Genomic DNA, 18,984 nt, shown 5'->3' with positions numbered 1-18,984 from the left:
AAAAGACTTATAAACATTTCAATGTACTTAAAATAACATAATTCGACAATTAAATCAAAGGTAATTGCAGGCCTTATACCTCAGTAATCAACTGAGGTATATTACAAAATAAATATTACTTTTTTTACATGGCAAAATTTACATATTATTTTATGTATGCTAAAATAAATTTAAATTGGAGGTGTAATATGAAAATATTAACAAAGATTCTTTCCCTGATTCTGGTTTTAACTTTAAGTTCGAGTATTTTAGCCGGATGTGCCGTGGATGAACTTTCACTGTTAAACGCTATTTGCAGAAAAGCCGACATCACATCCTGTGAAAGTAAGACAGAATTAACAGTCAGTCTCACTTCTGAAGGTTTAAAAGGTAGTGAAAAGGAAACCTTTAACCAGCTGGCAACACTAATAAATGGCACAAAGTTGGTTATCAATCAGAAAATGAAAAGCAATCCCGAAAAAACCATTTCAAAATCCCAGTCCGACTTCCAGGTGGATCTGGGTGGAATAAGCGCTTCTGCTTCATTATGGGCTGACGTTGATTTAAGCGGAGACACCCCCAGGGTGAAAGAAGTAATAAAGCTTCCCGCTATTTTGACCATGCTGGCAGCATCAGAGCAGGCAGGCAAGGATTACCTGGTTCTGGATATGGAGGACCTGACGGCAGCGGACAGCACTCCTGTATCTACCGGCTCCACCAAGGAAATCCTGGAGTTCAGCAAAGGTATAACTTCCAAACTGACAGGTTTTCTTAAGGGCTTTGCCGGTGAAATGGACCCAGGCTTCTCTATTGTAACACGCAAGGAAACAAAAATAGTTGACTATCAGCTTTACAATGTTTATAACCTTAAGCTGGACGACGATACCTTCAAGAAACTTCTATCCTATACGGTGACAAAGTTTGCCCAAAGTGAGACGGCCTTGAATTTTGTCAAGGACCTGATCAAGAGCTCTATTACCCTGTCTGATATTTCGGATCAGGAAAAGCTGGAGGCAACCTCCGAGATAGATGAGTCCTTTGAGGAATTCAAGGCTGAAATTCCCGGCTATCTTAAATCCTGGGATACAATCATGGGGGCTCTCAAGGATGTAAAAATACTTGGAGACAAGGGTATCGATATTGATTTTACAGTTAACGGACAGGGCTTTATAGTAAATGAGCACGGCAGCCTTGACTTCGTAATTGATACAAAAGCAATAACAAATGCTCTTATGGCTTATTCTTCTATTGAAGATTTTGACTATGCGGAAGATTCCTCCGTAAATCAGGGTATCATCAAACTTGGTTTTACTTTTAATACAGATTACTCAAATATAAATAAAGACGTGGCTATAGACTTCCCGTTACTGACTCCTGAGAACTCTTACAAGTTCAGCGACCTGGGCCTTTTCAATTCCGGTCTGCCTACTAATGTGGGAGAGGAATTTGAAGAGGATACGGTCCCCCCTGCTCCGCCTGTGGTGGATAAGGTTCTGAAGACCTCAAAAACCGTAACAGGTACGGCGGAAGCCTTCTCTATTGTTACAGTCAAGAAGGGAACCACCGTTCTTGGGCAGGAAATGGCAGATGAAAAAGGAGTCTTCAGTGTAAGTATTTCACCTGTAAAGACCCCGTGTACCCTCACGGTTACTGCTATGGATCTCTATGGAAATGAAAGCAAGCCTGCTACTGTCAATGTGAATTAAATCCAACACTAGTACAACATTCGATAAATAGGTGCATAAATTTGGATGAGATTTTTTGGAAATACAAGGCAGAGGAGTGCGGAATAATTGCTTTATTCCAATCGGCGACAACAATGCAGTTCAAAAAAATATACCCAAATTATGTGCCAGGATTTACCGAATGCTGTACTGGCAAGGGCTGCAACTGGCTATTAGGAAATAGCCAATTACAGCCCTCTTCATATATATTGCAAAAAATATCAGGAGCTAGACAAAGCCTGCAATCCGCGGACTTCCGTTTCCAGCAATCTTTAAAAAGGTTGAACCCACTCTCACTATGGGATTAATAATTGCATGAGGAGGAATATATACTATTTCCCCCACCTGCCCATTATCCAATTGAACCCTGGCCCCTACCAGGTGAGTAGAAAAGTTCAGTAAAAATGTCTGGGTGACTACTGTATCAAAGGTGCATACTCCCGAGGTAAGAAACATATTGAAGGCCTCAAAGGGCGTTACCTTCTTTTTGTATGGACGGTCTGAGGTCATGGCATCATATACATCCGCAACTGCCACAATTCTGGCATATTCCCCGATATCATCACCTTTTGAGCCCAGAGGATATCCTGACCCGTCAAGCCTCTCATGATGCATGAGAGCTGCCTCCTTGATGTCGGAAGAAATATTAGGTGATTCGGCAAGTATTTCATAGCCCCAGATTGCGTGCTTTCGTATAACTCCAAGTTCTTCATCCGTTAATTCTTCCTTCTTGTTAAGAAGCTCGCTTTGAATTTTAATTTTTCCGATATCGTGAAGCAGACCGGCCTGTATAAGATCTATCAGTTTTAAATCCGGCATGTGAAGCCTTTTTCCTATGAGCATGGAATAAAAGCCTACGTTGACGCAATGAGAATAAGTGTAGTCATCATAGCCCTTGAGTTCATTTAAATGTTGAATTAAAATATCGGTGCCTTCAATGTTATTATAGATAGCTTCGGCAATTTGCCGCATATCGTGATATTGCAGCTTTTTCCCCGCTACAATGCTGTTTAGTATGTTTTTTACAGTTAAAACCGTGTCCCTGTACTCTTGAGCGATTTTTTCCTTTTTTTCATAGTAGCTGTAGGTGGCACCTGATTCCTTATAGATCCAGACAGACTGTATTCCTATTGTTTTCAATTTTGATATAATGAAATCATTGAGTACTAAATTTTCTGCAGCCAAAATCAATCCTTTGTCGCTGATTACATCCTTGGCAAGAACGTCACCGCATCTGCAATCAAATACATTAACCCGCAATTTAGTCATAGAAAACTCCTCAAATTATCTATTAATAAGCAAATTATGTCACATTTAGTTAAAATATTGTAACTATTGTAGCATTTTGCATATTATCGTATATAATTAAAATAAAGATTTTTTAATTAAAATCAATGTACTTTATTAATTCAACATGAGAAAGGAATACATATGCATGAAAAAAGTACCATAGGCAAAATTATAAATACATTTACCTCAACCACCCAAATACCTGCAATATACATTGAGGCTCTTATGCAGATACCCTACATATCCTCCGAAAATTATGATTACGCCTCTGTTCACGAATATGCTGATTTTGATGAAATTGTCAGCTTTCTTTCGACATTGTTCAACCAGTCTGAAGACAGCCTCCGGAAGGTAAATATATTTTATACAAAAAAGAATCTGGTATATCTCATTATACCCGTATTAACCGACAAGGTAAACAAGGGGGCGTTCATAGCCGGCCCGATGCTGCCCTATATTCCGGATAAAAAAATTATAGATGACATATTAAGCAGCAGTACTCTTCCTCTCCACAAAAAAGTTAAATTTGAAAGCTTGTTGAGAACCACTCCCCTTGTCTCAGAGGAAAGGCTCAATTATCTTGGCCAGTTGCTTTTTGTTTTGTGCAGGTCCGAGGAAAAAATCTGGTACTCCTCCATAGCCGAAGAGCATGTCAGCAAGGAATTATCCCGTACTCCCCTTCCCTTTAAGGACGAGGACAGTCATTTTATGCTGGAAAACGATGAGTATAACCTATTCTATGGCTTCTGCCTGAAATTGAAGGACAAAATCATACACGGCAATACTGACGGTGTGATTGACCTTCTCAACAATCATTCCAATATTTTTTGGAATACCCTGTCCATAGATGACAACTTCAGGCCTTTGAAAAACAAATGTATAGTTCTCTGTGCTGTTTCATGTGTTTTTGCCATTCAGGGAAATGCTCCCTACAAAAGAATAATCGGACTAATGGCCAACTTTGCCTCAAATATCACAAACATGAATACACCCCAGGAAATCATACTGAAAGCCACCTATACTCTTGAAACCTTTGCATATCTGGTATCCATTTCAGGCAGCAGCAACTACTCGCTGCACATAAAACGCGTAATGCAATATATCAAGCTGCATTATAAAGAAAAAATAACCCTGAAAAAACTTGCTGAATTTGTAAATCTCAATGCTGTTTATTTATCCAGCCTTATCAAAAAGGAGACCAATCTTTCTCTTCTGGACAATATAAATATAATTCGCATAGAAGAAGGAAAAAACCTTCTTATTTTTACAAATAAATCAATCCAGGAAATCTCTTTTACTCTGGGCTATAATTACCAGAACCATTTTAACAATGTTTTTAAAAAATTTACCGGCATGACGCCATTGGAATTCAGACACAACTTCGGACGGAATTCCCTGAATCCCGATGCGGAAAATAAATAAGCAGCAAAACGGGGCCTCTGTCACTTCTTCCCAGAGGCTCCCGCATCATGTATAATCCTTTTGATGCTGTATTCCGACAGGTGGTATCTATCTGCGATTTCCTGCTTGCTGACTCCGCTTTTGTAAAGCATTATGATTTCATTATTCCTGACGGCATATTTTTCTTTTGTGCCGTTGGTTTCACCCCACCCGGCACGAGGAAGGTCATCGCCCGGAACATATATCATTTCCCCTCTTACATATTGTTGTATTTCCTTTAGCAGCCCCTGGGGCAGGATGGTTTTTGCATTTTTATATTTTAACATTATGGATGCTCCTTGTGGTTTAAGTAATTTGTTCTTCAATCGTTGCATTTTTTAATGCGGTGCATATATTTATACCCTTAAAAATTTATACTTTCCCAGACAATAAAAAAGCCGCAGGGAAAAACCCCTTGCGGACATAAAAAAAGTACGATAACCTTATTACCGTACTGCTGGTTCAATAATATTCTGGGTTAAGGGTTATTTCAGGTTTTGCGTAAAAGATATCCCAAATAGACCGGTGCAAATCCAGCCTGCAAAAAGAGAATCTCTTTTACAAATATTCAGTTATTTGAAGGCCACCTCATATGCTATTGTTTTCAATTTTACCACTCCTTCCAACTGATATTTTGATTAACCCATGAAAGCTAATCCTGCAATAATTGTATTCCCTTTTTTTACCTGAAGTCAAGATAAAAAACAATTATAGTTATTTGTACTTTAACTAATCCTATACCTATCCATTCAGAGAAAAACCATCAAAAATAAAAGGGCGCCAACCCTTTCAGGTCAACGCACCCTCCGGCTGTCAGAGGACAGCCACCTCCATTGAGTTCTTCAAAATAAACCACTCCTTTCCTGTAGGATTCGGTTCCGGTTACCGCAGTACACTGTTTTGTGTACAGCCTTATTATAAAACATCCCGCTGGGAGCCTCAAGTCAGCATTCAGCTATAAAAAAAGTCTGTCCGTCTGTCAGGACTGCTGTTATTGTTCTGCAGCGTCTTTCAAGGAAATTTTTATTTCCCCCAGCTCCATTCCGCTCTGTCCGAAAAACAGCCTCATATAGGCATGTTTGTTCTTATACGGCCCGAAATCAAAGGAATTTGTAATCCATTCACCTTTGCTGCCGTTAATGGTTATTACTTTTATCAGATGCTGATTAATAAAGATTGACAGAGGGAGCTGCGCAAGCTCAAATGAAACTGCCCTGACTTTTATGGCTATGGTGTATTCCGCCTGTTCTGAAAGCTCCAGTCCGAACAGCGCCTCCGAGCCCCTGTCGGTATTTACAGCCGATACATCCAGAATCAATTTCTCACCCACCTCACTGAAACTTGAAAGCAAAGCCTCATTTTGTCCTGCTTCCAATTGTCCGGTGACCGTCACGTCATCTTGAGAAAGCCTTCCAAGGAATCTTTCCATAACGGGAAGCCTCATAAGCGCTTTTAATATGTTCGCTGCCGCTCTCTGGAGCTCTCCTCTGGTTATTACCCCTGCTGCCAGTCCTTCCAGGGTATTGTCACCGCCGCTGTTGGACAGGGAGTCGTTAACAACCATATACACATCATTCTGCCCTCTTATCATGGCAGCAGTGTTGTCCAGCCGCCCCTGCTCCCCTTCGTCATTTATCTTTGCCCACCAGTCAGTCATTACAATTCCGTCGAAGCCCCACTCATTTCGAAGTACTGTGGTAAGCAGGTCATAGCTGCCTGCAGTCCAAAGGCCGTTCAGTGCACCATAGGTGGACATGACAAGAAAGGCAGCACCTTCTTTTATGGCTATCTCGAAGCCCTTCATATATATTTCACGAAGTGCTCTTTCTGAAACAATGGAATCTATGTCATTCCGCTTGAATTCCTGATTATTGGCCGCAAAGTGTTTTATGGTCCCGGTGGTACCGCTGCGGTGCATGCCCCTGAGCTGGGCTGCAGCCATTTTCCCCGACAGATGAGGATCTTCAGAGAAATATTCGAAATTCCTTCCATTCAGCGGATTCCGATGTATGTTCATCCCCGGTCCCAGAAGGGTGTCAATGTGACTTTTCCGAAGCTCCAAGCCAAGCATTTCAAATAGTTCTTCAACCAGCGGAATATTAAAGGTAGCTGCCACCGCCGTTCCAATAGGCAAGCTAAAGGCGTGAGTCCCACAGTCCATACGTATTCCGGAGGGGCCATCCGCGCAGCAGCCCACCGGAATGCCCAGCTCCTGCAGTCTGTGTGTCACTCCCCCGAATGCCGCGGCAGTTCCCGGAGTAACCTTTGGCGAGCACATGCCCTCTCCCCGGACCATACAGGCCATGTCTTCCTCGGTAAGCTGGCTTATAAAAGCTTCCAGTGAGGCGCTGCCGTCATATACCTGCTCCAGCCTTATTCCAAGATTCCCCTTGTACGGTATTTCTGCCGGACGATTTGCTTTTATTCTCTCCTGGAGATTAATGGTTCTCAAAGGTACAGCCTCTTCACCCATTTCCAATCCAACCGCCGTATCTGCCGGAACAGGCTTCAACCTGTCAAAGGGCCTGACAGGTGCAAGAACCTCCTGCCACCTCTCTGTAACAATTGTTTCGGCAACCTCAAAGCCTCCTGCCGGAACAGCACTTCGGACATCGCTGCCTGCGTACAACTCATATCTTCCCGCCTCCAGAACATAGCAGGCCTTGTATCCTGTACAGCCGCTGTCATCATAGGAGGCCAACTCCTTTTTTTTAACTGAGAACTCAAGCTTCTGGCTCTCTCCCGGCTGAAGCAGACCTGTCTTGTCAAATGCAGCCAGGCTCCTTGAGGGTTTGCCCAGCCTCCCCTGGGGGGCGGCCGCATAAATCTGTATAACTTCCTTGCCGGCATACTGACCTATGTTGGTGACTTCCACCGAAAGAAGTATCCTGTCTTTTTCCTCCTCAAACCTTGTGGCAGCAGAAAAGCGGGTATAGGAAAGGCCGAAGCCGAAAGGATACAGCACCCTGTCCTTTGCCACCGTCTCAAAATAGCGGTAGCCTACATATATGTCCTCAGCGTAGACAGCCTCCTTTTCGCCTCCGAAATTGGCTGTGGAGGGATAATCCCGTATACGCCCGGCAATGGTATCTGTCAGCTTGCCTGAGGGATTCACTTTTCCGGTGAGCACGTCAGCCGCCCCATTTCCGCCCTCCATGCCTCCCTGCCATACGTAAAGCACCGACTGGGGATTGTATTTCCCAACCCAGGACATATCAATGATGTTTCCAACATTGAGTACTACTGCAGTTCTTTTGAAATATCTGCAGACCTTTCCGAGCATTTGTTCTTCAAGGTCGCTTAAAAGATAGCTTCCGCCTTCTTCTTTATTGTCCTGATCTTCTCCTGCCGTACGGCCTATAATGACTATTGCCATATCCGAGCGTCTGGACGCGGCCTCCACTATTTCATCGGAAATGGGCATTTCGGGCTGAGACCAGGGTTCCTGCCCCCAGCCTCGTCCCTGGTCGAAGGGGTGCTCATGCACCCACTTTTTATAAACTTCAGTCAATTCCCAATCTATATCAACATCTGCCGCTTTCAGCGCATCCAGAATCCCGGTAACATATGTGGTATTTACCATCCCTCCGGAACCTGTACCACTGTTATAATAGTTGAACTGTATCCTGCCAAAAATTGAAACCCTCCGGCCTTTTTTCACAGGCAACACCTGATGGTCATTTTTCAGAAGTACAGCGCTCTCAGCCGACACTGCTCTTCCAAGTGCAGCATATTTTTTCATATCCAATGTGAATTTTCCCATGACATTTTCCCTTTCAAAAATTAACGATATACAGTCCAATCATGGGTATAGCCGGAGGTTAAGCGGCCGCACCCGTGCATGACATGTTTTTAAAACAGCTTTATTATACTGTAATCCGATGGCATATGATAGTTTGAAAGAGAGTATTTGCGTTTGTTTTTCAGACAAAAAATGATATTGCCCTAAATAGGACATATGACAACCTGGAAAATCTCACGGACATTACCTGCTTTTAAGTTCAGAGAATCAATTGCTTTCTTCTGGGGCTTCCGCCTCATCCGTACTGTTCACAGGGGCTATCATACTGTCAGCAGGGGCTATTTTATTTTCAACCAATTTGTTTACCAGGTAAATTATTTCTCCAAAGCCTATAAGCAAGGTTCCCAGGGCCACTGAAACAATAATTCCTGCCAAACCTGTTACCTGGTTTCCGGCGTTGACAGCAACCGCAATACTGAACACCGTCCCGAATATAACCAGCCCCCACCCCACAAGCTGAACGCCAAAAGCCGTATTATTCATACTCATTTACCTCTTAATCCTTAGTCTATTTAATCCTTGGTCCATGCACCGGGCCATTCCGTTTGGAATATTCCGGTTTTTTCTTTCGGTTTAAAAATAAATTAATAAGAATTACATTTTTTTACTTTATTGTAGCTCTTTAACCATATTTATGCAAGAAATGATTTTAAATTAATCTACTATAGAGGAATTTACCAATTATTAGTCGAATTATCTTTCCTGAAAGTACATCTCCCGGTATATGGTCCGGATTGCGGAGGCATAAAATGAAGTTGGTCAGAAATTTATTATTAGGGTTGTATGTAAACATTTTTTTGGTTTTATTGCTGGTAATACTCACTTTTATAAGTCTGTCAGGCAACAGGATATGCGTTCTGTTACTGTTTGCCGTTTTTGTAACCGCCTTGGGTTCCGGTCTGTTTTGTATCGTTGTTGGAGTCATAAGTGTCTTTGCTGCCTGCAGGCTGTTTCAAAAGCAGGAATACGGCATTCTGCGTCATAATATGAAAATCCTTAAGTTTTCATCCATTCCTTATCTTTTTATAAACTTTATTATATACTATCTGCTTTTCATCATATTTTTTGTGGCTTCAAGAGGCACTGCCACAGTTACCCCAATACCTCTGTTTTTTATGTTTGTCATCTTTTTTACATACCTGGGTGTAATATTCACATCAGCATATGGTATAGGCCTGCTAGCCCTGCTATTGAAGGAAAAGAAGCTTAAAGCCGGCTGCTTTTTATTCCACCTGCTTCTCCAGCTTTGCTTCGTACTGGACGTGGTGGATACTCTGGTTTTGATGAAGAAATTCAAAAGAAATGGAAGCCTCGGGAGATAGTTTATTATTAAAATATTCGACATTATTTTCATACTCATTCATAATATTTTATGAATATAAAATTATTAGGAGTGAGCAGAATGTATAGCATGGACGCCTTATGTCAAAATTATCTTGAATTTTGCAGGTATCAAAAAAACTTGAATGACAAATCCCTAAAGGCCTATAAAATCGACCTGACACAGTTTTCCTGCTTTTTGGCAGAGAATGGAGGTGAACTTAACAAACAGCACATATCAAATTACATCAGCTACCTGTACAAGAAGTACAGACCAAAAACAATTAAAAGGAAAATAGCCAGCTTGAAGGCCTTTTGTAATTTTCTCGAATTTGATGAGCTTATAGACAAAAACCCTTTCACAAAAATGAAAATTAGATTTAAAGAACCCTCTCTTCTGCCCAAAACAATCTCACTCAGTATTATTCAAGCTGTTCTGACGGCTGCTTATGAAGAACTGCCAACAATCCACAAAACCAAATATTCGCACAGCTCCATACTACGTGATATAGCAGTTCTTGAGCTGCTTTTTGCTACCGGCGTCAGAGTATCGGAGCTATGCTCCTTGACCGTCAGCGACGTTAATATGGCTGAAGGGTTTATCAAGATATATGGAAAAGGTTCAAGAGAGAGAATTGTGCAAATAGGCAATGAAGATGTGCTCCTTGCACTCAAAAACTACAAAGCTGCCTTTTCTATAACCGATAACACTGCCGGCTTTTTCTTTATCAACCGGCTAAAGAATCGCCTTTCCGAACAGTCCGTAAGATACATGATCAATAAATATACAAGCAAATCCGGAATGCCTGTGCACATAACCCCACATATGTACAGGCATTCCCTGGCGACCTTATTGTTGGAGGAGGATGTGGATATACGCTACATCCAGCGAATACTGGGACACAGCTCAATCGTCACAACCCAGATTTATACCCATGTCACGTCAAACAAGCAAAAGTCCATACTTATTACCAAGCACCCAAGGAATAAGGTTGTTTTGAATAAAGGATAACTATTAATTATCCTTTTATTAATTTAAATATATATGATGCTAAAAAACGGAGATAATAAAATGATACCTATATTTTTAAGTAGACCCAATCCATTTATTGATATCCAAGACCTTTTTCTGAAAGAATTAACAGAATTTTTATTATTACATGGTATGGAAAGTATTACGATGAAAGCGAAAGATTATAATCCATATGAATCCCTAACTTGCTTAAATGAATTAATAAAGCGCTGTTATGGAATGGTAATTGTTGCGTTTGGACAATCTTATGTTGAAAAAGGTTTTTCTAAAAAGGGGGCAGTAAGTAATAAACTTTTTTTCGATTCCGAAGAAAAAGAATTAGAAAATCTTTGGATAACCAGTCCATTTTGCCATATCGAAGGTGCTATCGCCTTTTCAAACAAATTACCGCTTTTAGTAATAGAACAAAATAATGTAAAAATTGAAGGGATTTTAAAAAATGGGGACCATGCTATAAAGTGTCCTTCCCTTAGATTAATAGAAAAAAAAGACACTTATACTTACTTCCTCAATAAATGTTTTATTAAATCTTTCCACGAATGGAGTCAAAAAGTTATTGATTTACATGGCTTTATTACAAGAACTATTTGCTAGTTTGTATCTCAAAATCGGGTTCTTAATTTCGTATTTTTTCCCTTATAATTTTCAAATCATTAATAAGTAATTTTTGTCCTTCTTCTATTGTTGTCTGTTGACGTCTGGTTGTATAATTAATTCTAAATGGAGGATTAGACACAACGTTCGAGATAATCATTAAATCATTTTGATTGGACAAAAACCATGAATTGTTATAATTATCAGATTTTCGCCGCATTATCTGCGCACGGTTTATTAGTAACTTTGCTGTATGTACAGATGTATAGTAATATTCTTTAAGAATTTCAATGTCATTTTCAATCATATGCAGCTTTAATAATGTAGAACAATAATTTCTTCCACAATAAATATTGCCGCTTTCATAATTGGACCCTCTTCTATAGAATTCAATTGCTGTATACAGATTGGAGGGATTTCTCAATAAATTAAATAATTTGAGATTTATGGATGCTAGAATTCCTAATACATTCTCTGATGTCGTGTTTTCGATATCTATAAACTTATTAAGTTCATTCATGGCGCGAATGAGATTAAATTCAGAGGCCTCTTTTTTATAAATTGATAATATGTATGAACAAATGATATCAATATCTAAGAATTTATAATCTTTAATTACTTTTTCAAACGCAATTTCGGCATTTACGTAATCTTCATCTTCTAATAACATGTTACCGTTATCAATATCAGCCCGCAGAGAGGTGTTTACATCTTCATCAATTTGGGATACAGCTTCTGAGATATTATTATATATCCCATAGCTGAAAACCGGACTATCTATGTAGTCGTCATCTGAATTTTTACAAACTTCTATAATATCTGCCAAAAGTTGTGAAACTCTTTGAATCTCGTCTGAGTCTCGTTGCTTATTCGAATCATAATATATTTGGGGATTGAATGTAATGTCAAAAAACTTATTATGCTGCATTGTTTTTTTGTCGCACAAAATTATTGTTGATTTAGGTTTCATTGCGTGCCTCATTCCAAGCTCATAAATCGCATTTTGGTTTAACGCAGTTATGTCGGCAATCACAATATCGGCTTTAAATAAATTAGTAATAAACGTTTTGTTGATTTCCTGTGTTGTATAAATCTCATCACATCTAAATGAATGTTTATTCCTTTCACTTGATGAAACAGCCGATAATCCTTGTTGAATTAAAACGGGCTTAATTAAATATTTATACGTATCATCTAAGTTAACTGTAATATTTGTATTTGGTATCTTTTTTAAAGAGAAACCCATTATAACAAAACAAGTCTTTGGCATAAAATGTATCTCCTTTATAAAGAGGTAATTAATGTCTCTTTTTCAAAAAGGATAATTAATAGTTATCCTTTATCAACAGATAATACCACATTATTTTTTACGTATCAATTAAATTTTGTCATAAATGCAAATAAAATGCTAATAGATATTGAGGTTCCGAGAAGTTAGTAAATCCCAGTGAAAAAAATTATTCATTGCACAACAGCCCCATTTTAAATGCTATTCATTTAATACACCCTGTTATTCGATTTCCAATCTTCCGTCATAGATTGATGCTGTCCTGGTGCAAATATTCTCTATGCCATCTCTTATATGGGAGGTCAGGAATAAGGTTATATTTTCTCTGTAGGCCAGTTCTTTTATAAGGTTCCTTATTTCAACCACACCTTGGAGATCCATTCCATGTATCGGTTCGTCCAGAATTAATACTTTAGGCCTTTTCAAAAATGCCCTGGCTATTGCAAGTTTTTGTTTCATACACAGGGAATAGACCGATACCTTATTGTCCTTTACCGGGTTCAAACCGACAATTTCTATAATCTCTTTAATCCTTTCATCCATTCCTTCAGTGTATCCGGCAGAAATGGACAGATTTCTGTGTCCGCTCAGGTAGTTATAAAATTTAGGAGGATCTATCACAGCCCCCAGGCATTTAACAGCCTCTTTCTTATCAGTTTTTATATCATAACCGTTTATTATTATTCTTCCCTGAGTAGGAGTGAGTTTACCAGCCATCAACTTTACAATAGTTGTCTTTCCTGCACCCGAAGGCCCGAAAAGGCCAAATACATCTCCCTGGTAAATTTCCAGATTCATATGCTCTACTATGGGGTTTCTTTTTATAGTTTTTGACAAGTTCTCAATTCTTATTATAGGTTCCATATAAAACTCCAGCCTTCTAGAAATGTTTATATCTATATAATAAACCTTATTTATATTCACAAGCTTTTTTACTCTTAACCTGCTTAATTAATATCTTGTTTGTATAAGTCCTTACGTTAAGGTATAAAAAACTGACGTTCAAGTAAGTATACCATTTTCATCTGTATTCTTTAAAATGTTGAATAAAAACATATCATGTTGTAAAATATATTTAAGTTTACATTGATTACCAGTTATACATGTACATAATTGTATAGGTGATTTCATGCTATTCAAAATATTTTGCGGGGTAAAAGTAATGCTTCCAATTATTATTTGTGAGGACAACCGTATTCAAAGAGAGAAAATCAAAGAATTAATAAAACAGATTATTGCAAAAGAAGACTACCGCTTTGAGGTTGTACTCTCCACTGATGACCCAGGTATAGTATTAAATCTTGTAAATTCTCAGGAGGATTTCAAAGGCATTTATTTTCTTGATGTTGACCTGCACAATGAAATAAATGGTATCAAGCTGGCTGAAATTATAAGAAAAAAAGACTTCTCAGGACATATCATATTCATAACCACCCATTCCGAAATGAGTTATCTCACTTTTAAATACAAGGTCGAGGCTCTTGACTACATACTTAAGGATAATTTTGATTCAATCAGGAGCAAATTGGCAGAATGTCTTGCATATATCCATGAAAATTACAACTCTTTGGGTCAGAAGCAATCTGTTTTGACGCTAAAGCAGGACGAGATGGTAATAAACATTCCATTTGATAATATTATGTTTATAGAAGCCTCCCCCAATGCACATAAAGTCATCGTGCATGAGGAAAATAGGCATACAGAAGTCTATGGTGCCCTCAACGAGCTTGAAAGTAAGCTGGATGAAAATTTTTACAGATGCCACCGGGCTTATCTTGTAAACCGGCCCAAAATAAGAGAAATAAATAAAAAGGACAGAATTATTTATATGCAAAATGGTGAAGAGTGTCTTGCTTCATTCAGGTCAATAGGAGGACTTGTTAAATGACCTTTGATAATGTTGTGTTTTACATTATTCTAGCAATTACTTTTGTTCTCTCCTTCGAAAACATAACACAAAAACATTTAATATTGAAAAATAAATTAATACTATCAGGCATTCTATTCTTCAGTGTAACAATCTCACGTTTTACTTCTGACTTCTTGAATCTATTTATTATAATTGTAACTTTCCTGGCAGTTGATATTGTTAAGAACAGGAACTCAAAGCTATGGAGTATTTTTAATGTCTTCCTGGTGCTTTTCACCTATTTTATAGTTGATGCAGTAGTACGCAACCTGTGTGTCATATTTTTAGGTAGTGATAATGCACAAGGACGGCTGTTTCAATACAGCTATTACATTTTTGGAGCTTTGATCACAGTTCTGTTCTCAAAAACCCTTGGGAAAGTCATTAAAACCGATTACTGGGAAAGTAATACCAAAGACATACGCAAATATATCATCATAGGGAACGTCATATTTTCTTTTATTATTGCTTCGGTAAGTATAGTGGTAAATAAAGCGCTAAATGTAACGGACACAAGGATATACATAGTGAATATCGCTATATTTCTGGCCTATATAATATCATCAATTTTCACCTTAACCATATTTAACAGGTTTGTGGTCAAAGAAGCGGAACTGTCCATAAGAGAAGTTGAAATGAAGAAAATAGAAGAATATACCCGTACTATCGAGGACCTTTATAACAGTATCAGAAAATTCAAGCATGATTACAAAAACATTCTTATTTCAATGAATGAATACATAGAAGGAAAACGTTATGCTGAGCTGGAGGAATATTTCAGGGATAATATTCTGAAGACCGAAAGCTTCGTAACCAGTAACGATTACGCCATAAAACTGGCCAATCTGAAAATCCCCTCCCTGAAAGCATTGATCTGTTCGAAGCTTATCCATGCTTCGAATAACCAAATCAATGTTTTCACCGATATCAGAGAAAACATTGAAGATATCCCTATTAATATAATTGATGCCATAAGGGTTTTAGGCAATTTACTTGATAATGCCATTGAAGAAGCCATATATACCGATGAGAAACGTTTAAACTTCGGTGCTGTCTATAAAGGCAACAGCTTGATTTTTATTGTTGAAAACACCTGCCGTCCAAGTACACCGCCGGTATTCAAGGTTGTTGAAAAAGGATTTTCCAGCAAGGGCCCGGGCAGAGGACTTGGACTTGTCAACATTAAAGGAATCATAAACAGCTATGAAAACTGTACTCTTAATATCGAGATTGACAACGGCAGCTTTAAAGCTGAGGTATGGATGAGAATCATCAGTTGATTCCTACTCATATTTTATGGCCTCAATAAGATTCAGTTTCGACGAACTGAAAGCCGGTGTAATCGAGGCTATAATTGTACATGCTATTGCTGCAATTATATAAACAGGCAGTGAAGGAAACGGATATTTGACCGACATAGGCATATCCATCGAACTCATCAGATAAGGTACCCCCCATATCATTACATAACCTATAAATACTCCTGTAACTCCTCCGATAAATCCACCAAAGGCAGCTTCAGTCAACAGCATTTTTCTTACTTGTTTCCGATCCATGCCTATAGACCTCATCACAGCAATAGACCGTTTTCTCTCTATAAGATTGATTATAATATTGTTTACCACACCCAGCAGCCCTATTAGCAAAGCCATAATAGAAAAGCCTCTAAGGATGATAAATATACTTTCATTCATTTGCCTGTCCTTACGCTGCATTTCAGCAACAGAGGAAATAGACGCATTGCTGCTGCCATATTTGTCCTTGAGCTTCTTGATTACCTCTTCGGTACTACCTGAGGTTTTAATAAAAATGGAGGAATAGAATTTCAACTGGTTATCGGCTACAAGGTATTTATCAGATGCCAGTGCATAATTCCCATTATTCATGGTGTAATTTATAAAGCCTGTAACCTTGTACTTAAAGTCCCCTCCCTTTAGTTTAAGAGTCAATATATCACCTTCTTTCAGAGCCAGTTTATCCCTGATAAAGGTTGATACAATTATATTTCTTCCGCTATCCAGTACTTTTAGCATTTGCTCCCCGTCTCCCAGAAAATCCAGTTTCCAGAAGTCTTGGAAGTCACTGCTTTTGACACCTTGAATTATAGGCAGCTTTACACCTTTTCTGTCTGAAAGCTCTACGCTTCTGCTCAGGTAGTTTGAGTAAACCTGGCTGACATTACTGATCTGTTTGATATCTTGTTCGATTTTTGAGTCAGCCTGGGAAAGTTTTGATATATTGATATCGTAATTTACATTTTTATAGTAGTTGAGAACCTCATTAACTATACTTTCACTTATTGCATTAATAGTCAGCAAACTGGCTATTCCTATAGCCAACAGGCTTATATTTGTTAAAATGCTTTTATTGTCCTTTAAGTTCTTTACAGCCAGGCTTCCAATGCTTGCACCGGTCAAAGCGTATATACCTCCGAATAATTTGACAAACAATATTACTATATAGGGAACCAGTAATATTGCTGACGCCACGGCAAAAATCAGGCTACCTGCTCCTGCAATGAAAGCCGTCTGTTTGTTTGCCACCACAGGCATCACAAATGCCAAAACAAGTATCAATAGCCCTATATACGGTCTCAATAGTGATTTCTTTTTATTATTGTCAATTAAATTCAATACCACATTTTTAATTGGTATTCGGGATACCTTGCTTATTGGTATCAAACAGCTTACAAGTGACAACCCCACAGCAAACAGGAGTGAAAGGGCCAGTTGCACAAGCGAAAACTCTATTTCAGGCTTATAATTTCCCATTCCCGATGGTTTTGAAATGACAGCCATGATATATAGAATTCCCGTTCCAAGTACACAGCCAAGAACTCCCCCGAGCAAACCATATATAAGACTTTCCGCAGCCAAAACCAGGTTTGTCATCCCTCTCGTTGCCCCTATGCTCCTGAAGGTACCTATTACAGGTATTCTTTCAATAGTTACAACCTTGAAGGACGTAAATATGATAAAAATACTCATCATGGATACCACGATGGTCATTAGCATAAAGGTGGAGGACATCTGGCTAGCATCGTTCTCGATATCCTTAAGAGTGTAGGGTTCCTTTACAGTAAAGTTTTCATAATCCTTGCCAAGCTCAGTTAAAACCTGCGGTTTGTCGGCAGGATTTTTAAGTTTTATGAAAGCCATATTGTAGCTGTCTTTTATGTTGCTCAATGACCATAATACGTCAATTGGAATCAGAGCATAGATATTGCTGCTCTCATTAAGGAATAGACCCTTTGGAACTGCAATACCTGCTATGGTAAAACTTTTTTCAATGCCGTTAAAGGACAGTTCCAGCTTGTCACCGGTTTTCAAACCGTACTCTTTCGCGGTGTTGCTGCTAATTACAATCTTATCTCCTTCAAAAGGAGAAGTTTCGTCCTCTTCAATGTAACTGACAGTATTAATTTCTTGATACCTGTTAAGATTTGCTCCGATAATAGCTATATCCCTTACATCCTGATTATTAAACCGGCACCTGGCTGTGACAGTAATAATTCCTGCCAGATAATCAACTTTGTCCATTTTATGCTCTATGGACCGGATATCAAAAAAACCGGGGGCCTTATTATCCTGAACATTCTCATCAGGCTGTATTACAATATCCGCCGTACCATAAAAGCTCTTAACATTATCCCCCAGCATATTAACCATTGTGTCAAAAATAGCCCCGGACGAGAAAAAGAAAGCTGTGGACATAATAATTGACATCAGAATCAGAAAAGTACGCATCTTTTTTTCGCATACGTTTTTAAGCATATATTTTACAAAAACCCTCATGTTATTTACCTCCTAACAAATTACCGCATTGGGACTCTACTTTAAAAAACATTGGAGCAAAGACATCCGTCTTTAACATTCAGAATTCTGTCACCATAACCGGCAGCTTCATCTGAGTGTGTAACCTGGACTATTGTTTTACCTTTTTCCTTGTTGATTTTCTTGAGCAGCGTCATCACTTCCGTACCGGTTTTACTGTCCAGATTACCTATAGGCTCATCGGCCAGGATAATGTCCGGCTCATTGATCAGAGCCCTGGCTATGGCAACTCTCTGCTGCTGTCCGCCTGATAATTCCCGGGGAGTGTGTTTTCTTCTGTCTGACAGACCGACTGTCTCTAATATTTCATCCAGCTTGTTTCTGTATTCCTTTACTTTCTTTCCATCCAGAAGTATGGGAAGCATTATATTGTCCTCAACATTCAGATTAGGTACAAGATTATAGAATTGGAATACAAAGCCTATGTTTCGTCTCCTCAATCTGCTGTGCTCACCATCATTCATCTTGAACAGTTCCTTGCCGTTGATTTCAACACTTCCTTCAGTAGGCTTATCCAGCCCTCCCATAATGTATAGGAGTGTGCTTTTCCCCGACCCTGAAGGCCCCATAACTGATACAAATTCACCCTGCTTAATGGTCAGATTTATATCCTTGAGGATATCCATCTTCAAAATACCACTATTATAAGACTTGCTCATGTTTTGCACTTTAATTGCATAATTCATATTTAGCACCATACCTTTCTCGCTCACATATTTTATGTTATAATTCACGTACTGCCATGAGCCTGGTAAGTCGTGATATATATAAT

General features: G+C 38.9%; 15 protein-coding genes. 7 read left to right on the top strand and 8 right to left on the bottom strand.

What is annotated here, in order from left to right:
• The first annotated feature begins 188 nt into the window (after positions 1 to 188).
• Complete coding sequence (locus tag CLHUN_RS02185) at positions 189 to 1,685, top strand: Ig-like domain-containing protein (protein WP_080062925.1); 1,497 nt, start codon at positions 189 to 191, stop codon at positions 1,683 to 1,685.
• Between the two features lie 246 nt (positions 1,686 to 1,931).
• Here the strand turns inward: CLHUN_RS02185 and CLHUN_RS02180 are convergent, their stop codons facing one another.
• The gene (locus CLHUN_RS02180; RefSeq protein ID WP_080062924.1) at positions 1,932 to 2,972 is read right to left on the bottom strand and encodes an HD-GYP domain-containing protein; all 1,041 of its coding nucleotides are present in this window, start codon (positions 2,970 to 2,972) and stop codon (positions 1,932 to 1,934) included.
• A 162-nt stretch (positions 2,973 to 3,134) separates the two neighbouring features.
• Between CLHUN_RS02180 and CLHUN_RS02175 the strand changes: the two genes are divergently transcribed.
• Positions 3,135 to 4,415: a helix-turn-helix domain-containing protein gene (locus CLHUN_RS02175; RefSeq protein WP_080062923.1), complete on the top strand. Its 1,281-nt coding sequence runs from the start codon at positions 3,135 to 3,137 to the stop codon at positions 4,413 to 4,415.
• Positions 4,416 to 4,435: 20 nt separating this feature from the next.
• On the opposite strand, the gene CLHUN_RS02170 is transcribed toward CLHUN_RS02175, so the two are convergent.
• The 3 genes from CLHUN_RS02170 to CLHUN_RS02155 all read right to left on the bottom strand — a co-directional run bounded on the left by CLHUN_RS02170 (position 4,436) and on the right by CLHUN_RS02155 (position 8,718).
• On the bottom strand, positions 4,436 to 4,720 hold the full coding sequence (locus CLHUN_RS02170; RefSeq protein WP_080062922.1) for a helix-turn-helix domain-containing protein: 285 nt from the start codon (positions 4,718 to 4,720) through the stop codon (positions 4,436 to 4,438).
• A gap of 704 nt (positions 4,721 to 5,424) precedes the next feature.
• Positions 5,425 to 8,196, bottom strand: a complete 2,772-nt coding sequence (locus tag CLHUN_RS02160; RefSeq protein WP_080062920.1) for a glycoside hydrolase family 3 protein — start codon at positions 8,194 to 8,196, stop codon at positions 5,425 to 5,427.
• 246 nt (positions 8,197 to 8,442) lie between these two features.
• Positions 8,443 to 8,718: a hypothetical protein gene (locus tag CLHUN_RS02155; RefSeq protein ID WP_080062919.1), complete on the bottom strand. Its 276-nt coding sequence runs from the start codon at positions 8,716 to 8,718 to the stop codon at positions 8,443 to 8,445.
• Positions 8,719 to 8,984: 266 nt separating this feature from the next.
• Between CLHUN_RS02155 and CLHUN_RS02150 the strand changes: the two genes are divergently transcribed.
• From CLHUN_RS02150 to CLHUN_RS02140, 3 genes are all read left to right on the top strand, one after another.
• Positions 8,985 to 9,557 carry a DUF6652 family protein gene (locus CLHUN_RS02150; RefSeq protein WP_080062918.1) on the top strand — a complete coding sequence of 191 codons (573 nt, stop codon included), beginning with the start codon at positions 8,985 to 8,987 and terminating at the stop codon, positions 9,555 to 9,557.
• An 80-nt stretch (positions 9,558 to 9,637) separates the two neighbouring features.
• On the top strand, positions 9,638 to 10,567 hold the full coding sequence (locus tag CLHUN_RS02145; RefSeq protein WP_080062917.1) for a tyrosine-type recombinase/integrase: 930 nt from the start codon (positions 9,638 to 9,640) through the stop codon (positions 10,565 to 10,567).
• Between the two features lie 60 nt (positions 10,568 to 10,627).
• On the top strand, positions 10,628 to 11,182 hold the full coding sequence (locus CLHUN_RS02140; RefSeq protein WP_117387014.1) for a hypothetical protein: 555 nt from the start codon (positions 10,628 to 10,630) through the stop codon (positions 11,180 to 11,182).
• Positions 11,183 to 11,204: 22 nt separating this feature from the next.
• Here the strand turns inward: CLHUN_RS02140 and CLHUN_RS02135 are convergent, their stop codons facing one another.
• On the bottom strand, positions 11,205 to 12,452 hold the full coding sequence (locus tag CLHUN_RS02135; RefSeq protein ID WP_080062916.1) for a hypothetical protein: 1,248 nt from the start codon (positions 12,450 to 12,452) through the stop codon (positions 11,205 to 11,207).
• Positions 12,453 to 12,692: 240 nt separating this feature from the next.
• Positions 12,693 to 13,334, bottom strand: coding sequence for an ABC transporter ATP-binding protein (locus CLHUN_RS02130; RefSeq protein WP_133051081.1), 642 nt, complete (start codon positions 13,332 to 13,334; stop codon positions 12,693 to 12,695).
• 298 nt (positions 13,335 to 13,632) lie between these two features.
• On the opposite strand from CLHUN_RS02130, the gene CLHUN_RS02125 reads away from it, so the two are divergent.
• Together CLHUN_RS02125 and CLHUN_RS02120 are read left to right on the top strand one after the other, a co-directional pair.
• Positions 13,633 to 14,358, top strand: a complete 726-nt coding sequence (locus CLHUN_RS02125) for a LytR/AlgR family response regulator transcription factor (RefSeq protein WP_165755629.1) — start codon at positions 13,633 to 13,635, stop codon at positions 14,356 to 14,358.
• Positions 14,355 to 15,659 (top strand): sensor histidine kinase, encoded by a 1,305-nt coding sequence (locus CLHUN_RS02120; RefSeq protein WP_080062913.1) that lies wholly within the window; start codon positions 14,355 to 14,357, stop codon positions 15,657 to 15,659. Before CLHUN_RS02125 ends, CLHUN_RS02120 begins: the two co-directional genes overlap by 4 nt.
• A gap of 3 nt (positions 15,660 to 15,662) precedes the next feature.
• Here CLHUN_RS02120 and CLHUN_RS02115 read toward each other — a convergent pair whose 3' ends face one another.
• Together CLHUN_RS02115 and CLHUN_RS02110 are read right to left on the bottom strand one after the other, a co-directional pair.
• On the bottom strand, positions 15,663 to 18,173 hold the full coding sequence (locus CLHUN_RS02115; protein ID WP_080062912.1) for an FtsX-like permease family protein: 2,511 nt from the start codon (positions 18,171 to 18,173) through the stop codon (positions 15,663 to 15,665).
• A 41-nt stretch (positions 18,174 to 18,214) separates the two neighbouring features.
• Positions 18,215 to 18,898 (bottom strand): ABC transporter ATP-binding protein, encoded by a 684-nt coding sequence (locus tag CLHUN_RS02110; protein WP_080062911.1) that lies wholly within the window; start codon positions 18,896 to 18,898, stop codon positions 18,215 to 18,217.
• Positions 18,899 to 18,984: the final 86 nt, after the last annotated feature.

Source organism: Ruminiclostridium hungatei (genome assembly GCF_002051585.1).
Taxonomy (GTDB): domain Bacteria; phylum Bacillota; class Clostridia; order Acetivibrionales; family DSM-1351; genus Ruminiclostridium; species Ruminiclostridium hungatei.
This window is presented reverse-complemented; position numbering and strand designations above follow the sequence as displayed.

Bases quoted from the DNA above. Each gene is read 5' to 3' on its own strand.
- CLHUN_RS02185 (WP_080062925.1), top strand. From the start codon at position 189: ATGAAAATATTAACAAAGATTCTTTCCCTGATTCTGGTTTTAACTTTA.
- CLHUN_RS02180 (WP_080062924.1), bottom strand. From the start codon at position 2,972: ATGACTAAATTGCGGGTTAATGTATTTGATTGCAGATGCGGTGACGTT.
- CLHUN_RS02175 (WP_080062923.1), top strand. From the start codon at position 3,135: ATGCATGAAAAAAGTACCATAGGCAAAATTATAAATACATTTACCTCA.
- CLHUN_RS02170 (WP_080062922.1), bottom strand. From the start codon at position 4,720: ATGTTAAAATATAAAAATGCAAAAACCATCCTGCCCCAGGGGCTGCTA.
- CLHUN_RS02160 (WP_080062920.1), bottom strand. From the start codon at position 8,196: ATGGGAAAATTCACATTGGATATGAAAAAATATGCTGCACTTGGAAGA.
- CLHUN_RS02155 (WP_080062919.1), bottom strand. From the start codon at position 8,718: ATGAATAATACGGCTTTTGGCGTTCAGCTTGTGGGGTGGGGGCTGGTT.
- CLHUN_RS02150 (WP_080062918.1), top strand. From the start codon at position 8,985: ATGAAGTTGGTCAGAAATTTATTATTAGGGTTGTATGTAAACATTTTT.
- CLHUN_RS02145 (WP_080062917.1), top strand. From the start codon at position 9,638: ATGTATAGCATGGACGCCTTATGTCAAAATTATCTTGAATTTTGCAGG.
- CLHUN_RS02140 (WP_117387014.1), top strand. From the start codon at position 10,628: ATGATACCTATATTTTTAAGTAGACCCAATCCATTTATTGATATCCAA.
- CLHUN_RS02135 (WP_080062916.1), bottom strand. From the start codon at position 12,452: ATGCCAAAGACTTGTTTTGTTATAATGGGTTTCTCTTTAAAAAAGATA.
- CLHUN_RS02130 (WP_133051081.1), bottom strand. From the start codon at position 13,334: ATGGAACCTATAATAAGAATTGAGAACTTGTCAAAAACTATAAAAAGA.
- CLHUN_RS02125 (WP_165755629.1), top strand. From the start codon at position 13,633: ATGCTTCCAATTATTATTTGTGAGGACAACCGTATTCAAAGAGAGAAA.
- CLHUN_RS02120 (WP_080062913.1), top strand. From the start codon at position 14,355: ATGACCTTTGATAATGTTGTGTTTTACATTATTCTAGCAATTACTTTT.
- CLHUN_RS02115 (WP_080062912.1), bottom strand. From the start codon at position 18,173: ATGAGGGTTTTTGTAAAATATATGCTTAAAAACGTATGCGAAAAAAAG.
- CLHUN_RS02110 (WP_080062911.1), bottom strand. From the start codon at position 18,898: ATGAATTATGCAATTAAAGTGCAAAACATGAGCAAGTCTTATAATAGT.